The organism is Hymenobacter sp. ISL-91 (assembly GCF_018613725.1).
Lineage (GTDB): Bacteria > Bacteroidota > Bacteroidia > Cytophagales > Hymenobacteraceae > Hymenobacter.
This window is the reverse complement of record NZ_JAGGPS010000022.1, coordinates 85,759-102,959: the sequence shown is the minus strand read 5'-3', so window position 1 is coordinate 102,959 and position 17,201 is coordinate 85,759. Positions and strand designations below refer to the sequence as shown.

The window sequence follows — 17,201 nt, the reverse complement described above, 5'->3', positions numbered from 1 at the left end:
CGTTTCCAGCGGTAGCCTGCTCGACGAGCCAGCCGCCGTAAGGTGCTTATGTGTAACTTGATACCCCAGGCCCGGCGGATATCGGGCAGCCAGTGGCGCAGTTGTTGGGTGGCCATACCCAGCCAGGCAACTACTTTTTTTTAACAGCCGACGGCAATTTGGTGGGTCGACCGGAGCGGCCGGCTTCAGCTAAGCCCGCCAAGCCGTGGCGCCGCCAGTTGCGCAGCCACTGGCTGAGGGTATTATACTGCACGCCAAATAGGGTGGCCAGCGTGCTGATACTGGCTCCGCGATGATGACCGAGTACCGCTTGCGCCCGGCGGCGCATACGCGGGTGCGGCCCCTGGGCACAAGCCGCTTCCAGGGTGGTTATTTCGAGGGCTGTCAGCGGCAGAGGGGCTAAAATCATGGCCCAAAGATACGCCCATACGTACCACCCGTTTACTTATGCAACACTACTTAAACGGCGTCTATACCTACAAGCAAAAGAGCCCGACCAATTGGCCGGGCTCTTTTGCTTTAGAAGCACACACACAATGCATCTGCAACAGCTGTGCTTAGATGGAGTGCGAGCTGTTGAGCTTGGGAACACCCGCTTCGTCGGTGGTGGCCAGCGTGGTGGTTTCCTTGCTGCCATAGGTGTCGATGATCAGACCAGCCGCAATGAACAGTGAGGAGTAGGTACCGAACACAACGCCGAGCAACATGGCGAACGAGAACGAGCGCAGCGTTTCGCCGCCGAAGATGTAGAGCACGAGCATTACCAGGAACACGGTGGTGAACGTAATCATGGTGCGCGAGAACGTGCTGTTCAGGGCCGGGTTGACAACCTGTGCAAACGTGAGGTGCTTGTTTTCCTGCAGATACTCCCTGATTCGGTCGTAAATCACGATGGTGTCGTTCATCGAGAAGCCGATGGTTGTCAGGATAGCAGCCACGAACACCTGGTCCATCTCGTAGTTGAGGCCAAAGGCCCGCGCAATCGGGAAGGAGGCAATAACGATGAGCGCATCGTGGAACAGGGCCACTACGGCGGCCATCGAGTACTGCCACTTCTCGAAGCGGAAGAGTACGTACACGAAAATGGCCAGCAGCGTCAGGCCCAGGCTCAGCACCGAGGTCCGTTTGATGTCGTCGGCAATGGTAGCGCCAACTTTAGCGGTGCTTTCGATAGTGGGGTTGAGGGCTCCGTACTTGGCATTCAAGCCGGCCAGCAGGGCAGTTTTCACCTTGTCGTCGGCGCCTACGCTCTCGTCATCGGCCAAATAGCCGGTCGTGATGCGCAGGCGGTTGTTGGTACCGAAGGTTTTGGCCTCGGTGCCGGTGCCGCCAAAGTACTGGTTGGTCAGCAGGTCGCGGGCATCGGAAGCCACTACGGGCTTATCGAAGCTCACTACATAGGCCCGGCCGCCGCGGAAATCGACGCCCAGGTTGGGGCCACCCTGCAGATACATCATCCCGAAACCGATGAGGATGAACACCGTGGAGAAGGCGTACGCCAGCTTGCGCTTGCCTACAATATCAAAGTTGATGTTCTGGAACAGGTTGCGCGAGAGGAAGGTGCTGAACGTGAGCGAGGTAGTTTCCTTGCCCTTTATCATCCACTCGATAATCAGGCGCGAAATGTACACGGCCGCCAGGAACGAGGTAAACACACCAATCAGCAGCGTAATGGCGAAGTTCTGCACCGGACCCGTACCAAAAATGAATAGGATGGTCGCAATGATGAGCGTGGTTACGTTGGCATCGAAAATAGCCGAGAAAGCGCGCGAGTAGCCTTTGTTGATGGCGTCCTTGGGCAGCAGGCCGTGGTCCATCTCTTCCCGGATTCGCTCGAAAATAAGCACGTTGGCATCTACCGAGGCCGCAATAACGAGCAGCAAACCGGCAATGCCGGGCAGGGTAAGCGCGAAGCTGAACTGGGCCAGAATGCCCATGATCAGGAACAGGTTGAACAGCAGCACCACGTCGGCCACAATGCCGGCGCGGCCGTAGTAGGCCGCCATAAAGGCCATAATAATCAGCAGACCGCCGAGCGTGGAGTACAGGCCCTGGTTGGTGGCTTCCTGGCCCAGCGAGGGGCCTACCACGGCTTCTTCCACAATGCGGGTAGGAGCGGGCAGCTTACCGGCCTTCAGTACGCTGGCCAGATCCTGGGCTTCCTCGATGGTGAAGTTGCCCGAGATGCTGGAGTTGCCGCCGGCAATTTCGGCCTGTACCACGGGGGCCGAGTACACGTAATCGTCGAGCACAATGGCTACCTGGCGGCCGATGTTGGCGGCCGTCAGGCGCTGCCACTTGCGGGCCCCGTTCGAGTTCATCTGCATCGATACCTCGGCGCCGGCACCCTGCTGGCTGAAGTCGCCGCGGGCGTCGCTTACTACTTCACCCCCGATAGGGGCCTCCATGTCGCGGCTCTTGCGGATGGCATAGAGCTGCAGGTATTCCTGGCCGTCAATCATGTCGGGCTTCACGGCCCACATCAGGCTCAGGTTGGAGGGCAGTACAGCGCGGGTGTCGGCGCTACGCAGCACGGCGTTTACACGGGCCGTGTCGCGGATGTTGGCGCCCAGCGTGCCGGGCATGGTGAACAAGCTGCCGAGCACGTTTTTCTGGGGTGAAGCGGAGTCGGTCGGGGCAGCGGCGGTGTTTTTCTGGGCCAGCTGGCGGGCCAGGGCCGAGGTGTCGCCGGGGGCGGCAGTAGCTGCTGCCGTGGTGGCGGCCGCAGCGGCCGGCGTAGCCAGGGCTTCCTTGGCGCTCAGCACCTGGTTGAGCTGGTTGAGGTAGGGCGCAAACTCATCCTGGCGCCATACTTCCCAGAATTCCAGCTTGGCCTGGCCCTGCACCAGCTTGCGCACGCGGTCGGGGTTATCCACGCCGGGCAGCTCAATCTGAATGCGACCGGTGCCTTTTACGCGCTGAATGCTGGGCTGGCTGGTGCCGAATTTGTCGATTCGGGTGCGCAGGATGTCGAACGAACGGTCGATGGCATCCTCCAGCTGCTTGTTGATTTCGCCGATAACCTGTTCGTCGGTCGAGTTGATGTCGATAGCACCCTTGTTGATGGTGTTGGCGAAGATGCGGGCCAGCTTGTCGTTGGGAGCCACCTCGCGGAATGCCTGGGCAAACAGCGTGGTGAAGGGCGTGCCCGGGTTGCTGCGCTGCTGCGCCTGGGCCTGGGCCATGGCCTTGTTGAAGTTGGCGTCCTTGCTCTTGCCGCTCATGGCCCGCACGATTTCCACCGGCGACACTTCGAGCGTCAGGTGCATGCCGCCGTTCAGGTCAAGGCCCAGGCCCAGCTCCGACTGCCGCACTTCTTTATAAGTCAGGGGCCCGAACACGGGCGCGCGCCATACCGAGTCGAGGTAGTGCTGGCGCTGTTTTTCTACAATCTTGCCGCCACTCGTGGCGTAGCGCTCGGCATCCCGCTGTACACCCCGCGAGATGAGCGTCAGCGAGAGGAAGTAAATGCACAACGCCGACAGAATAAGTGTCAGCGTGATGATGAGTCCTTTATTACGCATTGATTTTGTTGAGCTGTTAGCCGGCAGCTATTGGCATGCGGCTACGGTTCTGGAAAGCAAAAAATAAACCCCGTGCTCAGCCCACTACTATAGCGGGCAGTGGCCGGATGGCAGGAAAACAGGGGAAGAGGATGCCCAAAAGCGCGCGGATGAAGTTTTACCTCAGTTGAGGCCTGTCAGTGCGCTTTGGCGAACCGGGGCAGCGCCCGTATTTCTTCCCTGCCGAAGCTAGGGAGCCTGGGGTGAGAGGGCCACGCGCAGCAGCCGGGCCCGCAGCAGGCCAACCGGCCGACCAGGATATGGAGAAGAAACCGTCTGAACGAAAGCCGGCCATTGTGACCTCGTGGGCAGCAACAGCGGCGCGGGCAGCCAGGCATCGGCAACAGCGGGCAGCTCGGCCACCAAAACGGGCGTTGCCTCCAGGTTCACGCGCTCTTCTACCACGGCGGTGCGGCCGGCAACGGCGGCGCGGGCCGGCGCTTCGGCTGCTGGTAGCACCCGCAGCGTCGCCACCGACTGGTGGTTAAGGCCCAGCACCATCAGCACCGTTAGGGTGAGAAAGGCGAGGCGCAGACGCGGTAAAAAGGCGGTGAGCAGCAGCACAGAACAGATGTAAGAACTACAAATATAGGTTTTTGACCTCGCGGCTGCAACGCCCCGGCCCGCTGCTGCCGCAAATCCACGAAAAAGCCCCCGAAATTTTCGGGGGCTGCTCGCAAAAAAGCTGTTCCGGCTACTCGGCCCGGCTGGCTACCACTTTGCCGCGCAGGTAGGCTACCAGCACCTCCAGGCCCTTATCAAAGCGGTGGTTGTTTGGGATAATCAGGTCGGCGTCCTGCTGGAAGGGCTTAATGTACTTCTCGTAGGTGGGGGCCACATGGTGCGTGTAGCGATACAGCACGTCCTCCAGGTCGTAGCCCCGCTCGTCCCGGTCGCGGATGATGCGGCGCTGCAGTTTCACGTGCTCCTGGGCATCAATGAATACCTTCAGGTCGAGCAGGCGGGCCACGGCTTCAAAGTAGAACACAAAAATGCCCTCTACCACTACAATAGGCGCGGGCCGGAACACCAGTTCAGCCGCCACCACATTGGGGTTATTAAACGTGTACTCGGGCCGGCGCACCTCTTTGCCCTGGCTGATGCGCAGCACATCGGCCGCGTAGGCCGCCGAATCGATGGAAGTAGGCAGGTCGAAGTTGGTGACGCCCTGGGCATCGACCAGCTGGTTTTCGCGCGGGTGGTAATAGTTGTCCTGCGAAATCAGGCAAATATCTTCTTCGGGAAAAGAGGCCAGCAGCCGGCGCAGAAACGTGGTTTTGCCCGAGGCGCTGCCGCCCGTGATACCGACGATGAAAGGTTGTTGCATAAGGGAAAAACGAGGCCCGTACCGGCAGGGCCAACCCTGCAAAAGTAGTGAGAAGTGAGAGATGAAAGATGAGATAGTGAGAAAAGAGACGTCATTCTGAGCCAAGCCGGAGGCGTAGTTGAAGAATCTCGCGTGCCAAAGTAATTCCTGACGATAGGGGTAGCATGGCACGCGAGATTCTTCGACCTCGCCTCCGGCTTCGCTCAGAATGACAGTTTTTTTTCTCAACGGGGCCGTACCGTTTCTCACTTCTCACTTCTGATTCAGAAACGCCACCAGCTTGGCTACGGCCCGGCTGCGGTGGCTAAGGCCGTTCTTTTCGGTTAGCGGCATTTCGGCAAACGTGCGCCCGTCGCCCTCGGCCGGAATAAATACCGGGTCGTAGCCGAAACCGCCAGTACCGTGCAGCTCCGGGTTGATGTGGCCTTCCACGGCCCCGGCAAACTCGTGTACCGTACCGTCGGGTAGCACCAACGCCACCACAGTCCGGAACCGGGCCGTACGGTCGGGGTGGTTGCGCAGCTCGTGTAGTAGCTTGGCCACGTTGTCTTCGGCCAGGCGCTGCGGGCCGGCATAGCGGGCCGAATACACGCCGGGCGCCCCGCCCAGGGCCGTTACTTCGAGGCCGGTGTCGTCGGCGAAACAGGCCACACCGAAGTGGTCCCACACGTACTGGGCCTTCTGGCGGGCGTTGCCTTCGAGCGTATCCTGGGTTTCGGGCAACTCCTCAGTACAGCCAATAGCAGCCAGGCTCAGCAGCTGCACCGTAGCCGGCAGCAGCGGCCTGATTTCGTCGAGTTTATGAGCGTTGTTGGAGGCGAAACAGAGGCGCATGGCAGGCAGGAAGAAAGTGAACGGAAAGCGAAGCAAATATCAGCCATAAAAAAGCCGGCCTGAGGCCGACGCTGCTGCACTCAGCGAAACATCTGCTTGATAAGGAGCCAGCAGCTGTCCAAGGGGGTACTGGCAGCAGGTGGGGGAGGCGAGCTGAGATAAGCCTGAGCACCGGCGGCTGTGTGTACGGTGAGGCGGTAAGTAACCGCGCTGCCGTCGGCCGCTACGGGGCGGGCATGGCGGTCGAAGTAGGAGTAGCGCGACCGGGAGCCAGCCGTCAGGCTGGTCAGGCAGTCGAAATCATCCGCCGGTCCGTCCTGCCGGTCGATGCCGTAGCGGATGACGTTGGGGGCGTTGGCGGCGGCCCACTCCAGCTGCACTCCGCCGGGCAGGGCCTGGGTACGAAAAAGCAGCAGCCCCGAACCCGAGGCCAGCCCGGAAAGCAGCAACAGAAGCCCCAGTAAGGCAGGTAAGCGTTTCATAGCAAGAAGGATAAACGTAGTAGATAGAGCGGAAGGCAGTGCAAACATAGTTGGTTTCGGTTAAAAGCACAGCACGATATCAGCGGCTTCGAAAGCAGCGCGGGCTGTCTTTGAAGCCACTAATATCGGCGGCGGCCACAGCCGGAAACGACTTGGCGCCAAAGGGTTGTTGGGCTGGCACGAGGAAAAAAAAGGCGGACGTTTTTAAAATCCGGACCTAACATGTACTTTTGCAGTCCCTTCCGCAAAATCGGCAGGCACTCAGGTACAAACGGCCCTACGACCATGAAAAAAGAAATTCATCCCGAGTATCGCGAAGTGGTATTCCAGGACACTTCCAGCGACTTCAAGTTCGTGACCCGCTCCACGATGAGCTCCAACGAGACCATCACCATGGAAGACGGCAAGACTTACCCCGTTATCAAGGTGGAAGTTAGCTCGGCGTCGCACCCGTTCTACACCGGCAAAAACGTGTTTATCGACACCGCCGGCCGCGTGGAGAAGTTCCGCAACCGTTACAGCAAGAAGGCTCAGTAGAGCTGCAAGCCGAAAGCCACAAGCTGCAAGCTTATGTTTTCAAAACTCCCGCTGGCAATCCTGCCAGCGGGAGTTTTTGTTTATTCTTTTCTCCATCTCCTTCATTTTGCTCTATCAGCTTGCAGCTTGTAGCTTGCGACCTGAAGCTTATTCTATCATGCGCGTTCTGCTCTTCGATGATCCGGCCATCCGGCCCCGGCTGCTGCCGCTTACCTTCACCCGGCCTGTGGCGGCACTGCGCTGCGGCATTCTTACGCTGGCCGAAAAGTGGCAGCACCGCCTCGGCGTGGAGCAGGTTGGCTACCTGACCGAAAGCTACCTGCAGGCCAAGTTTCCGGCCGGCGACACCCGCGGTCCGGCTCTGGTTATCAACGGGGCCGTGTGCCCCGATGAGCTGCTGACCCGGCAGGTGCAGGCCCTGGCACCCGGCAGTGCCCTGTATGATGGCGAGCTGCTGGTGGCCGCTCACCTGGCCGACGCTACCCAGGTGGCCGAACTGATTCAGGAAGGCTTCCGGAACACCCACGAAGTAGCCGAGCCGGTAACCGTAATCGGCGAGCTGTGGCACCTGTTCCTGAGCAATGGAGCCGAAATCCGCCTCGATTTTGCGCTGCTGACCGCCGGCCGCGAGTCGGCCCCGGTGGGGGATGCGCACACGATTGTCTATGCGCCGGAAAACATCTTCATCGAACCGGGCGTGAAAATCCGGGCCGCCATTCTCAACGCCGAAGACGGCCCAATTTACCTGGGCCGTAACGTAGAAGTGCATGAGGGAGCCATTCTGAAAGGGCCGTTGGCCGTCTGCGAGGGAACCCACATCAACACCGGTGCCAAGCTACGCGGCGATAATACCATCGGGCCACAGTGCCGGGTGGGGGGCGAGGTGGCCAACAGCATCATCATGGGCTACTCCAACAAGGGCCACGAGGGCTACCTGGGTAATTCGCTCATCGGCCAGTGGTGCAACATCGGGGCCGATACCAACACCAGCAACCTGAAAAACAACTACGCGCCCGTTAAAATCTGGAGCCATGCGGCCAGCCGGTTCGTGAACACGGGCCAAACCTTCTGCGGCCTGACCATGGGCGACCATAGCAAGTGCGGTATCAACACCATGTTCAACACGGGCACCGTGGTAGGCGTGGCGGCCAATATCTTCGGAGCCGGCTTTCCGCGCGCATTTGTTCCGAGCTTTGCCTGGGGTGGTCCGGCTGGTTTCGAAACTTTCCGGCTGGCCAAAGCCGGCGAGGTGGCCGAGCGCGTAATGGCCCGCCGCAAGCTCGCCTACGACGAAGCCGAGCAGGAAATCATGCGCCATGTGTATGAAGCCACCGCCAAAGACCGGGTGTGGGACCGGGCAGAGTAAGGAATGCCAAATTTGTCATTCAGAGCGGAGCGAAGAATCTCGCGTGCAATAGCAACTCCCTACATCAGGGTTTACTTTAGCAAGCGAGATTCTTCGCTCCGCTCTGAATGACAGCTTCTGCTCTTTATTTTTCACTAAACTAGCGTAATGCGCTTTTCTGCTATTCCGGGGCTGAATCAGGTAAAGCAGCTGCTGGTGGGCGGCGTGCGGCGCAACCATGTGGCCCACGCCCAGCTGTTTCGGGGGCCCGAGGGTTCGGCGGCGCTGGCGCTGGCGCTGGCTTACGCGGCGTTTCTGAACTGCGAAAACCGACCAGCCGAAGCAGACGACTCGTGCGGCAGCTGCCCGAGCTGCCAGAAAATCGATAAGCTTATCCACCCCGACCTCAACTTCATCGTGCCCGTAACCACCACCAAGGCGGTGGCCAAAGACGCCACGAGCAGCAAGTTCGGGGCGGAGTGGCGCGAGTTCGTGCTTGGCAACCCGTACCAGGGCCTCAACGACTGGATGCAGCACATCGGGGCCGAAAACAAGCAGGGCAGCATTTCCAAGGACGAAAGCGTGCAGCTGCTGCGGCTGGTGAGCCTCAAGGCGTTCGAGGCGCGCTTTAAAGTGGTCGTTATCTGGCTGCCCGAGCTGATGCACCCGGCGGCGGCCAATGCCGTGCTCAAGCTGCTGGAAGAGCCGCCGCCGGCCACCGTATTTCTGCTCGTGAGCTTCGCCCCAGAGCAGCTGCTGCCCACTATCATCAGCCGGGTGCAGCCAGTGGTAGTGCGTGCCCCAACCGAGCAGGAACTGACGGATTGGCTGCGCACTACCCAGAACGTGCCCGAAGCCAAAGCCCGGCAGCTGGCTCAGTTCACCGACGGCAATGTGGGCGCGGCGCTGGCCGCCAGTTTGGCCGGCGCCAGTGCCGAGCACGACTACTACGAGCTGTTTGTGGGCTGGATGCGCACCTGCTACGGCAACAAAGTGGCCGATATGCTCGCCCGGAGCGACGAATTTCAGAAGCTGGGCCGCGAAAACCAGAAGGAGTTCTTCCAGTACGCGCTGGCGCTGCTGCGCAAGGTGCTGCTCTTCGGCCTCGATCCGCAGCTGGTGCCGCACCTGCCGGCCCAGGAGCAGGGCTTCATCAAAAGCTTCAGCCCCTTCGTGACGCCGCGCAACGCCGACGCCCTGACCCAGGAAATCAACGAGGCGCATTACCACATCGAGCGCAACGCCAACCCGCGCATGGTGTTCGTAGATGCCTCGCTGCGCCTGGCCGAACTGCTGCGACCGTAGCGCGGAACCCAGCACGTAGCGAATTATCGGCCTCTGGGAGCTGGAAACCGCGAAAATACATTCTGCTAATTTGCTATAGCAGGTGTTAAAACTGGTATAGGCAGGACTGCCCGCGGGGAGGGGTTATCTTTGCCGGAAGCATGGGCCTACCGAAGCGGTTTCGGGTCCGAGTTTCTTGTTTTCTGACGTTAATTCCTAGTGAAAAAGCATATCCGCATCGGCACCCGGGGCAGCAAGCTCGCTTTGTGGCAGGCCAACCACGTAGCCGACCGGCTGAAAGCCGCCGGCCTGGAGCCGGAAATCGTCATCATTACCACCAAGGGCGACATTGTGCTGGACCGCTCGCTGGATAAAATCGGCTCGAAGGGCGTGTTTACCGAGGAGCTGGAGGACGGCCTGCGCACCGGCCACATCGACGTGGCGGTACATAGTGCCAAAGATGTGCAGAGCAGCATTCCCGACGACCTGGAGCTGCTGGCCTTCATGGAGCGCGAAAAGGTGAACGACGTGGTGCTCAGCTTCGACGCCGACCTCGACCTGAACCGGCCCGACCTGGTGTTGGGTACCAGCAGCACCCGCCGCCGGGCCATGCTGCGCCGTTTCATGCCCCACGCCACCACCGCCGACGTGCGCGGCAACCTGCAAACCCGCCTGCGCAAGCTCGAAGAAGGCCACTACCACGGCTTGGTGCTGGCCTTCGCCGGCGTGCACCGCATGGAGTACGATGGCCTGATTCGGCATGTGCTGCCTGAAACCCAGTACGTACCGGCCACCGGCCAGGGCAGCGTGGCGGTAGAGTGCGCCCGCAACCTGGAGCCGGCCTTTAAAGCTGAGTTGCACCGCCTGCTCGACCACCCCGCAACCCACACCTGCCTGCGGGCCGAGCGCGCCTACCTGCGCACCATGGAAGGCGGCTGCAGCATTCCCAGCTTCGCGCTGGCCACCCTAAGCCCCGATGGCCAAACCGTGCAGCTGCACGCCGGCCTCATCAGCCTCGACGGCGCGCAGCTGCTCGAAGAAACCCGCACGGCTCCGGCCGCCGCCGCTGCCCAGCTCGGCATCGAAATAGCCGAAAATATCCTGAGCCGTGGGGGGCGCGAAATCCTGGAAGAAATTCGTAGCCGGAAAGCCGACTGAATAACGATCAGGGGGCATCAGTACCCATCGGAAATCTGCGCAAGGCTAAGCGCGCTTGCTTGATGACTACTCATTTTAACTGCTTTATCGCCGTGAGACAGATTTTGCGCAATACGCTGTTGCCCCTGGTACTGGTGCTGTTTATTCCGGCCGCCCATGCTGCCAAGAAGCCCCGTAAAAGCAAGAAAGACGAACTCGTTACCATCAGCACTTCGCTGGGCGACATCCGGCTGGTGCTTTCTGAGCTGACGCCAGTGCACCGGGCCAATTTCCTGCAACTGGCCCGTAGTGGTTTCTACAACGGCACCACGTTCCACCGCGTCATCCTCAACTTCATGGTGCAGGGTGGCGACCCCAACTCGAAAGATGCTGACCCCGGCAACGACGGCCAGGGGCCGGCCAGCGAGCAGACGCTACCAGCTGAAATCAGGCCCGAGCTGACCCATGTGCGCGGGGCAGTAGCCGCTGCCCGCACCGCCGATTTTGTGAACCCTGAGCGCCGGAGCAGCGCGTCGCAGTTCTACATCGTGCAGAATCCTCAAGGCACGCCACACCTCAATGGCCAATACACCGTCTTTGGCCAGGTTATCAGCGGGCAGGAGGTGGTAGATAAAATTGCGCAACAGCCTGCCGGCCCAGCCAACCGCCCCCTCACCGACATCAAGATGACGGTGAAGGTGGAGAAGCTGAAGAAGAAGAAGATTACCGAGCAGTACGGGTATCAGTACTGAGACCTCCTGCTCATGTCTGGCTTCTCACCTTCCGCCTTCTTCCCCCAAAATGAAAATCCTTGTTACGGGTTCCAACGGCTTATTGGGGCAAAAGCTGGTGGCGTTGCTGAGCCGGCAGCCGGGTATGGCGCTGGTGGCCACTTCGCGCGGCCCCAATAAGCTGGCCGGCTTGTACCCGCAGGTGCCGTTTGTGCCGCTCGATGTAACTGATGCCGCTCAGGTAGCACAGGTAATCGAAGCCGAAAAGCCCACCCACCTCATCCACACAGCCGCCCTGACCAACGTGGACGAGTGCGCGCTGCACCCCGCCGACTGCTGGAACCTGAACGTAACGGCGGTGGCGCATCTGGTGGCCGCCAGCGAGCAGCACGGGGTGCATTTGATACACTTGAGCACCGATTTTATCTTCAGCGGTGAAACGGGGCCGCTGGCGGAGGATGCCGTGCCGGGGCCGGTGAATTTCTACGGGGAAAGCAAGCTGGCCGCCGAGCAGCTCGTGCGCCAGAGCCCTGCCCCCTGGACCATTGTGCGCACGGTGCTAGTGTACGGCACGGCCCACGATTACGGCCGCACCAACCTGGTGCTGTGGGTGCGCGATGCGCTGCGGGCCGGCAAACCGATAAACGTGGTCGACGACCAGCTGCGCACGCCTACGCTGGCCGAAGATCTGGCCCAGGGCTGCTGGCTGGCGGCCCTGCACAACGCTACCGGTATCTACCACATCAGCGGCGCCGAGCTATGCACGCCCTACCAGCTGGCGCTACAGGTCGCCGCGTATTTTCAGCTCGATGCCGGCCTTATCAGTCGGGTAGATGCCGCCACGTTTTCGCAGCCGGCCCGCCGCCCGCTGCGCACCGGCTTTGTAGTGGATAAAGCGGTGCGCGAGCTGGGCTACCGGCCCCACACGCTGGCCGAAGGCATTGACTTGGTCGCCAGGCAGGCCGACGAAGCCCCATTATAGGGCCACGGCCACCGGATATTGCTGCTTTGGTTTAGGGCACCACCACCACCTGGCGGCTTACGCAGTGGCTGTCGGGGCAGGAGCCGGGACCGTTGGCGCGCAGGGCCATGCGCACGGCGTAGCGGCCGGGCCGGCGGAAGCGGTGCTCTACCTGCGGGCCGGTACCGGTGGCGCCGTCGCGAAAGTCCCAGATGACTACCATGTTTCGGCAGGCGGGCAACTGCGAGTCGGCGGCATCGAAGGCTACCGGCTGCCCCACCCGCACCGTGTCGGCGGCCCGGAAGTTGACCACGGTTTGCTTCGTGAAATCAACGTCGAGCAATTTTTCGGCTTCCCGTACTTCGCCGCTGGCTCCGTCTACCACATCCAGGCGCACGGTGTAGCGGCGGCGCTCGGCGTAGCAGTGCGCCACGGCGGGGCCGGTTAGCGTGGTGCCGTCGCCCATATCCCAGCGGAAGGTGAGCGGCCCGGCGGCGGGGTCGACGGCCTGGCGGGCGTCGAGCTCCACGCACAGCTGGGGCACGCGCGGCGGCGGGCAGGCTACGCTGGTAGTGTCGCCGGCCTGCTGGGCTGCAGCCGACAAGGCCAGTAACAGCAGTAGTGGCAGCAAAAGCAGCAGCCTTCCGGGGCAGAATACGCGGAGCAGCACGGGAGCAGGCACGGTATGAGTGGAGGAGTAATGAAGGCTGCTAAAAGCGGTTCAGACGCTGTAAGACCTCTTTCTGGTAAGTCTGGCCAATAGGAATGTGCTTGTCGCTCAGCAGAATGGAGTTGTCCTCAATGGTCTGGATCTGGCGGATATTGACGATAAACGAGCGGTGTACCCGCACAAACAGGGCCGCCGGAAACTTCTCGGCAATGCCCCGCAGCGTGCTGTACACGATAAGCTTGCTGTTTTTGGTGATGATATGCACGTAGTCGCCCAGAGCCTCTACAAACAGCACATCGTCAAACTGCACCTTTATCAGCTTGCTGTCCACCTTTACAAAGGTGAAGTCGGCATCGGCTGCAACCGGCTGGGCGCGGGCCGCCAACGCCTCGCGCGCCTGCTGGGCCGCCTGCAGAAAGCGGGCGTAGCTGATGGGCTTCACCAGGTAATCGAGCACGGCATACTCGAAGGCTTCCACGGCGTAGCCTTTGTTGCTGGTGATGAGCACTACCAGGGGCGGATTACGCAGCGTGCGCAGCAGTTCAAGCCCCGACATGAGCGGCATCTCCACATCGAGAAACAGCAGGTCGATGGGGTGCTCGCGCAGCATTTCGGCCGCCGCCAGGGCGCTGCTGCAGCTGCCGGCGTGCGCTAAAAAGGGCGTGTTGGCAACGCAGTTTTCAACAATCTGCACGGCCAGCGGGTCGTCGTCGACTACCAGGCAGCGAAGGGAAGCGGGAGTTTCGGCCATATATGCAAAGCTACAGTCTTTCTTTGCAGAATTCCATCAACGCAAAATCGGGCTACGCTCCTGCCAGCCGCTGTTCCAGCAACGGATACAGGGCCTGCAGGCGTTGCTCAATGGCCGCCAGCCGGGCCGCCAAGGCCGGGTAGGCGGGCTGCTGCCGGGCAGACTCTTCCACTTCTTCCAGCAGCTGGCAAAGCTGCGGCAACCCAAAGTACGCTACCTGGCCCCGGAGCTTATGCGCGGCCTCAGCCAGCGCCGGTGCTGGCAACTCCGGCAACTGCTGGGCCAGCGGCGGGGCCTGGGCCAGAAAGGTGCGTACCAGTTGGCCAATAAACGCAGGGCTGCCCCCGGCCAGCTCCTCCAGCAGCGTCCAGTCGGGCTGCTCGGTAGCGGTGGCTTCGGAAGCTAGAGCCGGCTCGATGGTAGCAGCCAGCAGAGCGGAGGCTGGTCCAATGGCGGCAGCGGGGGGCGTGCGGCCGGTGTAGTGAGCAAGGCGGGCATAGAGCACGGCCGGATCGAAGGGCTTGGCCAGCGTGTCGTTCATGCCGGCGGCCAGGGCCAGCACCCGGTCTTCGGGCAGGGCCGAGGCCGTGAGGCCGATGAGTGGCAGGCGGCTGGGGTCGGGGAACAGGAGCCGCAGCTGCCGGGCCGCCTCGTAGCCGTCCATTTCGGGCATCTGCACATCGAGCAACACGGCATCGAAAGGCTGTTGGCGGGCGGCCTCCACGGCCAGCCGGCCGTTGTCGGCCACGGTTACCTGCACGTTCCAGGCTTCGAGGGTGCGGCGGGCCACGAGCTGGTTGAGGGCATTGTCTTCGGCTACCAGCACCCGCAGGGCGGGTTCGAAGGGTGGCAGCACGGCCGTGGCCTCGGGTGGTATAGTGGCCGGATCGGCAGGCCGGGCCGGAATTTCGACCCAGAACGTGCTGCCTTGGCCCTCGGCGCTTTCCACCCACAGCCGCCCGCCATGCAGCTGCACAAGGTTGCGGGCGATACTCAGGCCCAGCCCGGTGCCACCGTACTGGCGGGTGGTGCTGGCGTTGGCCTGCGAGAAATCCTCGAAAATGGCCTCCTGCTGCTCGGGCGCAATACCGATGCCCGTGTCGCGCACTCCAAGCCGCAGTATCGGCCCGGGGGCCGCGTCGGGGGCTGCCGGGCTGGTTTCCAGCAGCAGCGTAATGCCGCCCTGGGCCGTAAACTTCAGGGCATTGCCTACCAGGTTCACCAGCACCTGCTGCAGCCGTACCGGGTCGCCGGTAATGGCCTCGGGTACGTGGGGTCCGATTTCGGTGTGCAGGTACAGGCCTTTAGCATCGAGGGCGAAGCGGAACATGGCCTGCACGCGCGCCAGCAGCGCAGGCAACCGGAACGGCACCTGTTCCAGCGTGAGCTTGCCGGCTTCCATCTTCGACGAGTCGAGGATGTCGTTGAGAATAACCAGCAGATTCTGCGACGACGACTGGATGGCCTCCAAATACTCCTGCTGCCCGGCATCGACGCGGGTGCCGCGCAGCAGGTGCGTAAGGCCGATAACGGCATTGAGGGGCGTGCGAATCTCGTGGCTCATGTTGGCCAGAAACTGCGCCTTGGCCCGCCGCGAGGCCTCGGCCGCGTCGCGGGCTACCAGCAAATCGGCGTTTACCAGTTCGGTAGCGTGCTTCTGGCGGCGCAACTCGGTGGTGCGCTCCTGTACGGTGGCTTCGAGCTGCTGCTTCTGGCGGCGCAGCGTGGCGGTGCGCACCCACAGAAAGCCCCAGATGCCGCCGAATACCGCCACTACGCTCAGCAGCGCGAACCAGCCGGTTTGCCAGAAAGGTGTAGCAATGGAGAAGGACGACGTAGTAACCGGACCCCAGGGGCCTTCGGCGCCGCGCCGGGCACGTACCGCCAGCGTGTAGTTGCCAGACCCAAGCCGGGGGAAATCAGCCTCAGTAAAGCCACTGGCTCGGCTCCAGGCCGGTTGGTAGCCGCGCAATTGGTACTGGTACTGCCAGGTGCCGGCCGGGGCCAGGCTGGCGGTTCGGAAAAACCAGGTGAGGTGGTGCGGACCCGTTGGCAACTCGTCCACAAAATTAGGCTGGCGCGCGGCTCCGTTCACTTCCACCGCCACCAGCGCCACCCGGGGCCGGGCCGCGGCGGGCAGCGCGGGCAGGCCCACGCGCAGCAACCCCGCCCGGCTGGCCAGCAGCACGGCCGGCACCGGGCCGGCCAGTAGCCCGACGGCGCCCGGCAGCAGCTGCCGCACCAGCGGGTTGCCGGGTGCGGTAAGCGCGCCAAAGCCTGCACTTTGCCCCAGGCTGAGCACCTCGGCATGCTGCACCACCAAACCGACGGGCGTAGGCAGCAGGCCGTAGCAGTAGTTGCTGGCCAGCCCGCTGTTGCGGGTAGTAAACTGCCGGAATCGGCCGCCTTCAAAGCGGAACAGCCCGTCGCCCTCAGTGCCCACCCACACCCGTCCGGCCGCATCCTGGCTCAGGGCCGACGCCTCGATGCCCCCGGCCAGCACGCGGTACACCCGGAATTTCCCGGCTTCGAGCACGGCCAGCCCAGTGCCGTGCGTGGCAAACCACACGCGGCCCTGCCGGTCGGGCAGAATGGCGTACACATCGTTGTGGAGCAGGCCGTTGGCGGTGGTGTAGTGGCGGAGTTGGCCGTTATGCAGATAAAAAGCCCCTTCGCCCACGGTGCCCACCCATAGCCCGCCGGCCGCATCCTGGGCCAGCGCCATTACCACCAGCCCGGCCGGCAGCTGTGCCAGCGCGGGCAGGGTTGCTTCAGAATTAAGCAGTAGCGGGAGTTTCTGCCGCCACGCCTTGGCCGCTTCGGTACCGGCTACGGCCCAAGCAGCTCCATCGGGGGCGACCGGGATGGTAGCGGCGGGTGGTACCGGCCGTGGGTTCGTTCCGGTGCCGTCGAGTTGCAACACCTGGCCGGCGCGGGTGGCGGCCAGCAGTTCCGACCCGCGGCGTACCAGCGAAATCAGGCCGGGCAGCGGCTGCAACGAAACGTGGGCATCGGTGAGCCGCCACAGGCCATGGCCGGCCGTGGCCAGCCAGTAAGTGCCTTCGGAGTCGCGCAGCATATCGGTCACCCGTAGATCGGCCAGCAGGGCAAGCCGGTGGTGCCGGCGCAGCTCGGCGAGGCGGGCCGTATCAGGCGGCAACAGGCCTTTGGCGGCGCGCAAACCCGTTTCGGCGGCTGTGGCCGGCCGGAACCCGGTGCCGTCTTCAATCGACAGCCCACCCTGAAAATGCTGCACCAATAGCCGGCCAGTGCGCGGATGCAACGCCAGTTGGGTTACAAAGTCTTCGGCCAGCCCTTCGCGGGCAGTGAAGGTGCGGAACGTGGTGCCATCAAAGCGCACCAGCCCTTCGGCGGTGCCCAGCCAGAGGTAGCCGGCCCGGTCCTGGGCTAGGGCGTAGATGAACGGTTGCGGCAGCCCCTCGGCCGGCCCGAATTGCTTTAGCGCCTGCCGGGCCGGTAGCGGCTGGGCAGTGGCAAATTGGGCAAACAGGAAGAAAAACAGGAGCAGGCGGCGCATCGGGCAGGCAAGATACGCGCAGTTGCGAGCCGCTGCCGGCT

The 17,201-nt window shown here is 62.3% G+C and carries 15 protein-coding genes; 6 read left to right on the top strand and 9 right to left on the bottom strand.

All coding sequences use genetic code 11. The features are described from left to right. Positions 1-130: 130 nt before the first annotated feature. The 6 genes from J7E24_RS09980 to J7E24_RS09955 form a co-directional block, all read right to left on the bottom strand. A complete protein-coding gene (locus tag J7E24_RS09980) occupies positions 131-409 on the bottom strand; it encodes a helix-turn-helix domain-containing protein (RefSeq protein ID WP_215137648.1) in 279 nt (92 codons plus the stop codon). A 148-nt stretch (positions 410-557) separates the two neighbouring features. Further along, positions 558-3,524 carry a protein translocase subunit SecDF gene (gene secDF, locus J7E24_RS09975; protein WP_215137646.1) on the bottom strand — a complete coding sequence of 989 codons (2,967 nt, stop codon included), beginning with the start codon at positions 3,522-3,524 and terminating at the stop codon, positions 558-560. Between the two features lie 228 nt (positions 3,525-3,752). After that, positions 3,753-4,127, bottom strand: coding sequence for a hypothetical protein (locus tag J7E24_RS09970; RefSeq protein WP_215137644.1), 375 nt, complete (start codon positions 4,125-4,127; stop codon positions 3,753-3,755). 130 nt (positions 4,128-4,257) lie between these two features. Continuing rightward, complete coding sequence (locus J7E24_RS09965) at positions 4,258-4,890, bottom strand: uridine kinase (RefSeq protein WP_176907940.1); 633 nt, start codon at positions 4,888-4,890, stop codon at positions 4,258-4,260. Positions 4,891-5,142: 252 nt separating this feature from the next. Beyond that, complete coding sequence (rdgB, locus tag J7E24_RS09960; RefSeq protein WP_215137642.1) at positions 5,143-5,724, bottom strand: RdgB/HAM1 family non-canonical purine NTP pyrophosphatase; 582 nt, start codon at positions 5,722-5,724, stop codon at positions 5,143-5,145. An 80-nt stretch (positions 5,725-5,804) separates the two neighbouring features. Further along, complete coding sequence (locus J7E24_RS09955; protein ID WP_215137640.1) at positions 5,805-6,206, bottom strand: hypothetical protein; 402 nt, start codon at positions 6,204-6,206, stop codon at positions 5,805-5,807. A 285-nt stretch (positions 6,207-6,491) separates the two neighbouring features. Here J7E24_RS09955 and J7E24_RS09950 point away from each other — a divergent pair, with 285 nt between their 5' ends. The 6 genes from J7E24_RS09950 (at position 6,492) to J7E24_RS09925 (ending at position 12,222) form a co-directional block, all read left to right on the top strand. After that, entirely contained in the window at positions 6,492-6,743 is a 252-nt protein-coding gene (locus J7E24_RS09950; RefSeq protein ID WP_215137638.1) for a type B 50S ribosomal protein L31, read from the top strand. A gap of 157 nt (positions 6,744-6,900) precedes the next feature. Continuing rightward, entirely contained in the window at positions 6,901-8,109 is a 1,209-nt protein-coding gene (locus tag J7E24_RS09945) for a GlmU family protein (RefSeq protein ID WP_215137636.1), read from the top strand. 147 nt (positions 8,110-8,256) lie between these two features. Continuing rightward, positions 8,257-9,393 carry an ATP-binding protein gene (locus J7E24_RS09940; protein ID WP_215137634.1) on the top strand — a complete coding sequence of 379 codons (1,137 nt, stop codon included), beginning with the start codon at positions 8,257-8,259 and terminating at the stop codon, positions 9,391-9,393. 198 nt (positions 9,394-9,591) lie between these two features. Next, positions 9,592-10,530, top strand: coding sequence for a hydroxymethylbilane synthase (gene hemC, locus J7E24_RS09935; protein ID WP_215137633.1), 939 nt, complete (start codon positions 9,592-9,594; stop codon positions 10,528-10,530). Between the two features lie 92 nt (positions 10,531-10,622). Further along, positions 10,623-11,261 carry a peptidylprolyl isomerase gene (locus J7E24_RS09930; protein WP_410779728.1) on the top strand — a complete coding sequence of 213 codons (639 nt, stop codon included), beginning with the start codon at positions 10,623-10,625 and terminating at the stop codon, positions 11,259-11,261. 49 nt (positions 11,262-11,310) lie between these two features. Next, positions 11,311-12,222: an SDR family oxidoreductase gene (locus J7E24_RS09925; protein WP_215137631.1), complete on the top strand. Its 912-nt coding sequence runs from the start codon at positions 11,311-11,313 to the stop codon at positions 12,220-12,222. A 31-nt stretch (positions 12,223-12,253) separates the two neighbouring features. Here the strand turns inward: J7E24_RS09925 and J7E24_RS09920 are convergent, their stop codons facing one another. The 3 genes from J7E24_RS09920 to J7E24_RS09910 are packed head-to-tail and all read right to left on the bottom strand — an operon-like array spanning position 12,254 to position 17,160. Further along, positions 12,254-12,883 carry a PKD domain-containing protein gene (locus J7E24_RS09920; protein WP_215137629.1) on the bottom strand — a complete coding sequence of 210 codons (630 nt, stop codon included), beginning with the start codon at positions 12,881-12,883 and terminating at the stop codon, positions 12,254-12,256. Positions 12,884-12,911: 28 nt separating this feature from the next. Further along, positions 12,912-13,622: a LytR/AlgR family response regulator transcription factor gene (locus tag J7E24_RS09915; protein WP_215137627.1), complete on the bottom strand. Its 711-nt coding sequence runs from the start codon at positions 13,620-13,622 to the stop codon at positions 12,912-12,914. 52 nt (positions 13,623-13,674) lie between these two features. Further along, positions 13,675-17,160: a hybrid sensor histidine kinase/response regulator gene (locus J7E24_RS09910; protein ID WP_215137625.1), complete on the bottom strand. Its 3,486-nt coding sequence runs from the start codon at positions 17,158-17,160 to the stop codon at positions 13,675-13,677. Positions 17,161-17,201 lie beyond the last annotated feature (41 nt).

Bases quoted from the DNA above. Each gene is read 5' to 3' on its own strand.
- J7E24_RS09980 (WP_215137648.1), bottom strand. From the start codon at position 409: ATGATTTTAGCCCCTCTGCCGCTGACAGCCCTCGAAATAACCACCCTG.
- secDF (WP_215137646.1), bottom strand. From the start codon at position 3,524: ATGCGTAATAAAGGACTCATCATCACGCTGACACTTATTCTGTCGGCG.
- J7E24_RS09965 (WP_176907940.1), bottom strand. From the start codon at position 4,890: ATGCAACAACCTTTCATCGTCGGTATCACGGGCGGCAGCGCCTCGGGC.
- rdgB (WP_215137642.1), bottom strand. From the start codon at position 5,724: ATGCGCCTCTGTTTCGCCTCCAACAACGCTCATAAACTCGACGAAATC.
- J7E24_RS09955 (WP_215137640.1), bottom strand. From the start codon at position 6,206: ATGAAACGCTTACCTGCCTTACTGGGGCTTCTGTTGCTGCTTTCCGGG.
- J7E24_RS09950 (WP_215137638.1), top strand. From the start codon at position 6,492: ATGAAAAAAGAAATTCATCCCGAGTATCGCGAAGTGGTATTCCAGGAC.
- J7E24_RS09945 (WP_215137636.1), top strand. From the start codon at position 6,901: ATGCGCGTTCTGCTCTTCGATGATCCGGCCATCCGGCCCCGGCTGCTG.
- J7E24_RS09940 (WP_215137634.1), top strand. From the start codon at position 8,257: ATGCGCTTTTCTGCTATTCCGGGGCTGAATCAGGTAAAGCAGCTGCTG.
- J7E24_RS09925 (WP_215137631.1), top strand. From the start codon at position 11,311: ATGAAAATCCTTGTTACGGGTTCCAACGGCTTATTGGGGCAAAAGCTG.
- J7E24_RS09915 (WP_215137627.1), bottom strand. From the start codon at position 13,622: ATGGCCGAAACTCCCGCTTCCCTTCGCTGCCTGGTAGTCGACGACGAC.
- J7E24_RS09910 (WP_215137625.1), bottom strand. From the start codon at position 17,160: ATGCGCCGCCTGCTCCTGTTTTTCTTCCTGTTTGCCCAATTTGCCACT.